Genomic DNA, 3,392 nt, shown 5'->3' on the forward strand with positions numbered 1-3,392 from the left:
GCCGATGGGCCGTCCGAATGGACGTCCTTTTCGCTGTCCAATCCCATCACAAACCTCCGTCCAAGCCGGACGCTTCTTCGCATAGTTATCCATATCCCGAAGCAAGGGTTCCGGCTAAGCGCTTACATTTTGACCGGGTGACGCGACGCCGCGGCTTCCACTTGTCGAACAAAGCGATGACGGCGGCCTCGAGTGCCTTGCGGTCGACGACGTTGGGACCAAACCGCTCCGGGCCCCTGAGACGCATTTGTTCGTGCTCCGGATGGGCGGGGTCACCGATGGCATCGAGATATTCGGCATAGCCTGGCGCACCGTCGACATCTTCCGGAGGACAACGACCGGCGACCTCGAGCAAGAATGGAAGACCATCCGTCGACGTGTTGTCGAACCATTTTTCGAGCTTGATCACAGATCCCAGCTGGTAACCCTACGCGGTAGACGCGGTAGGCCGCAGCGCGCTGATCTTTCCAGTTAACCGTTAGAGCTCGTCGGACTCCTCGGTTTTCGGCTTCATCGTCGCAGCGAGCACTTGGCGGCGTTTTTCGATGATGCTAGGGCCCTCTTTGTGGATTGCGATCAGCTCTTTGAGGTTCTCGATCCCCTCATCGGTGAACGCCATCACCCCATCTTCACCGACGCCCACGACCCATAGCTGGCCGTCCTCGGGGTCCATTTCTTCGGCGACCTCGAACAGCCATTCCTCGTCTTCTCCAAGCATCTCGGCGACATGGCCGAGGGTAAACACGTGGCTGACTTTGTTGACGGGCCCCATCAAGCCGCCTGCGCCGCGAGGCCTTGCTGTTGCGCAATCTTCCAGTTCCAGGGCAGCAGCTCATCGAGCCTGTGGGCGGGGTGGATGGCGATGCGAGCGAGTACATCGGCAAGCCAGACCTGAGGATCGACGTCGTTCATCTTCGCAGAGACGATGAGGCTATACATGGCGGCGGCACGACGCCCTCCGCGGTCGGACCCGCAGAATAACCAAGACTTTCTGCCCAATGCGATGCCGCGCAGCGCTCTTTCGGCGGCGTTGTTCGAGAGACAGACGCGGCCATCGTCGAGGAAGCGTGTGAAGGAGCCCCAGCGCTTGAACATGTAGTTCATGGCCTTGGCCAGATCGTGACCGCGGGAGAGCTTGGCGCACTGCTCACGCATATAGGCTTCCAGATCGGCAACCAACGGAGCGCTCTGCGCCTGGCGGACAGCCTCTCGGTGGTCGGCGCCTTGGCCATTGATCGTGCGCTCGATTGCGAAGAGGGCGTCGATGCGACGCACGATCTCGATCGCAATCGGCGAGAGGGCGATCTCCTTCTTGCCAGCAGCCTTACGTCGCGCGTTTTCCTCAAGATCCGCCATGGCGAAGAACGGGCGCCGGGCATGCACCCAACAGGCCGCCTCCCTGATAGGCCCAGGACTTCGCGGGGGCTCGTAGAGTTTGGTGTATCCGCCGAAGGCGTCGGCCTGCAGGATACCGCTATAGTTGGCCAGATGCGCCTGCGGATGCTCGCCCCTTCGATCGCGCGAGTAATAGAACATTGCCGCCGGCGGATCTGAGCCGCCGAAGGGGCGGTCGTCCTTTACATAGACCCAGCATCGAGCGACATCGCACTTGCCCAAGGCCAGCACGGGCACGGTGGTGTCGTCGCCGTGGAGGCGTTCGGATGCCATGACGTGGGCTTCCAACAGACGCAACAGCGGCTCCAATACCGTGCAGCACGCTCCGACGGCGTCGGCTGCGGTCGACAGACTGATCGGCACGCCTTCCAACACGTAACGCTCGGTTTGCCGGTTCAGAGGCTGATGCTGGCCGAACTTCTCATAGAGCAGCATGGCCAGCAGGCTCGGCCCCGCCCACCCTCGCGGGATCACATGGAATGGCGCCGGTGCCTGGCTGATCTTCTCGCAGTCGCGGCAAGAGAACTTCTCGCGCACCGTCTCGATTACCTTCCACTGACGCGGCACCGATTCCAGCGTTCGGGTCACATCTTCGCCGAGCTTGCGCAAGCGATTGCCGCCGCAGCATTCGCACGCCGTCGGCGGATCGATCACCACCCGCTCGCGCGGAAGGTGGTCTGGGAACGTGTTGCGCTCAGCGCGCTTGCGCGTAAATCCGTCAACCGTAGTCGTTTTGGCGACTGCCTGCTCCGCCGCCAATTCGTCTTCCGTCGCGTTAGCTTCCAATTCTTCGAAGGTAAGCGCCAGCTGGTCGATCAACCGCGCCGAGCGCTCCGATTTCTGGCCGTAAACCTGGCGCTCGAGCTTCGCTATCCGCAAGGTCTGCTGCACAATCAGCGCGGCGTCCTCCGACGCCTTTGCCCGCGCTACCGCCAGCTCCGCTTTCAGCGCGGCGTTTTCTTCGGCAAGAGCGGCGCGATCAGCATCCATGAGACGAAGTGAATCATAGTTTTAGTGATTTGCGGCACCCCAAAATACGCGGGTTTCCACATTTTTCTTCGCTCATCCCGCCCTTGTCGGCCGCCACGTCAGTTGTGGATTGCGCCAATCGATCCCTTCGAGCATGTACGCCATCTGCGCCGCCGAGATCGACACCGCGTCACCTGACGCCGAAGGCCAGATGAACTTTCCGCGATCCAAGCGTTTCGCATAGAGCGACAGCCCGATCCCGTCATGCCAGAGGATCTTTGCCAAATCGCCACGCCGGCCTCGGAAGATATAGAGATCTCCGGCGTGGGGATCCCGCTTCAGGCTCTCCTGAACCTGCAAAGCCAGACCCTGCATGCCGCGACGCATGTCGGTGTGGCCGGTTGCGATCCAGACTCTGACGCCACCCGGTATCGGGATCATCGCCGGCTCAGAACATCAAGGACCCGCCCCAACGCGTCAGCATCGACGTTCTCGTCAACGCTGACACGCTTGCCGCCACCGAGTTCGATCTCGATCAGGCCCCGGCGCCTCCGGGGCGAAATCACCGCTGGGGCTTCAATCGATGGAACGCTTTCGGTCGCACCCGGGGTGAGCTGAACAGGGACAAGCTTCGGTCCCGCCGAAACGACACTCGCCAGGCGCGCCCGCCGCCGCCACGTGAACACCAAACTCGTCGAAATGCCGTGCCGCCGCGCGATCTCCGTCACAACCGCGCCGGGCGCCAGCGTCTCTTCGATGATCCGCATCTTATCGTCGCGAGACCAGCGACGACGACGCTCAACCCCGCCTAGGACCTCTACCCGCATCTACCGACCTTAAGGCTAGCCTTAAAGCTAGATCCTCGTCGGATACCTGCAACTCAACAAGGCGGCCCACCCCGGGAGCTATGCGGGAAAGTGGGTGATGACGGAATGAGATAGGCGGCGTATCGAGGCGGGTGTCGAGCCTGCCAGAACCTCTCAAGGAGAGCGATACGCCATGAACGAGACTAGCAATATTGTTGCCCT

General features: G+C 61.6%; 5 protein-coding genes. All 5 read right to left on the minus strand.

From position 1 onward, the window contains the following. Window positions 1-85: 85 nt before the first annotated feature. On the minus strand, window positions 86-409 hold the full coding sequence (locus tag QCM77_RS45430; protein WP_280097078.1) for an IS1096 element passenger TnpR family protein: 324 nt from the start codon (window positions 407-409) through the stop codon (window positions 86-88). 69 nt (window positions 410-478) lie between these two features. Then, window positions 479-772: a hypothetical protein gene (locus tag QCM77_RS45435; RefSeq protein WP_280097077.1), complete on the minus strand. Its 294-nt coding sequence runs from the start codon at window positions 770-772 to the stop codon at window positions 479-481. Next, a complete protein-coding gene (gene tnpC, locus QCM77_RS45440; protein ID WP_280097076.1) occupies window positions 772-2,385 on the minus strand; it encodes an IS66 family transposase in 1,614 nt (537 codons plus the stop codon). The genes QCM77_RS45435 and tnpC overlap by 1 nt, the downstream gene beginning before the upstream one ends. A gap of 72 nt (window positions 2,386-2,457) precedes the next feature. Continuing rightward, window positions 2,458-2,805, minus strand: coding sequence for an IS66 family insertion sequence element accessory protein TnpB (tnpB, locus tag QCM77_RS45445; RefSeq protein ID WP_007591027.1), 348 nt, complete (start codon window positions 2,803-2,805; stop codon window positions 2,458-2,460). Then, window positions 2,802-3,191, minus strand: a complete 390-nt coding sequence (gene tnpA / locus QCM77_RS45450) for an IS66-like element accessory protein TnpA (protein ID WP_007591026.1) — start codon at window positions 3,189-3,191, stop codon at window positions 2,802-2,804. Before tnpA ends, tnpB begins: the two co-directional genes overlap by 4 nt. Between the last annotated feature and the right edge of the window lie 201 nt (window positions 3,192-3,392).

The organism is Bradyrhizobium nivariense (assembly GCF_029846695.2).
Taxonomy (GTDB): Bacteria; Pseudomonadota; Alphaproteobacteria; order Rhizobiales; family Xanthobacteraceae; genus Bradyrhizobium.

What these genes read in the sequence shown, in the direction of transcription:
- tnpB (WP_007591027.1), bottom strand. Translation starts at nt 2,805, where the DNA reads ATGATCCCGATACCGGGTGGCGTCAGAGTCTGGATCGCAACCGGCCAC.
- tnpA (WP_007591026.1), bottom strand. Translation starts at nt 3,191, where the DNA reads ATGCGGGTAGAGGTCCTAGGCGGGGTTGAGCGTCGTCGTCGCTGGTCT.
- QCM77_RS45435 (WP_280097077.1), bottom strand. Translation starts at nt 772, where the DNA reads ATGGGGCCCGTCAACAAAGTCAGCCACGTGTTTACCCTCGGCCATGTC.
- tnpC (WP_280097076.1), bottom strand. Translation starts at nt 2,385, where the DNA reads ATGGATGCTGATCGCGCCGCTCTTGCCGAAGAAAACGCCGCGCTGAAA.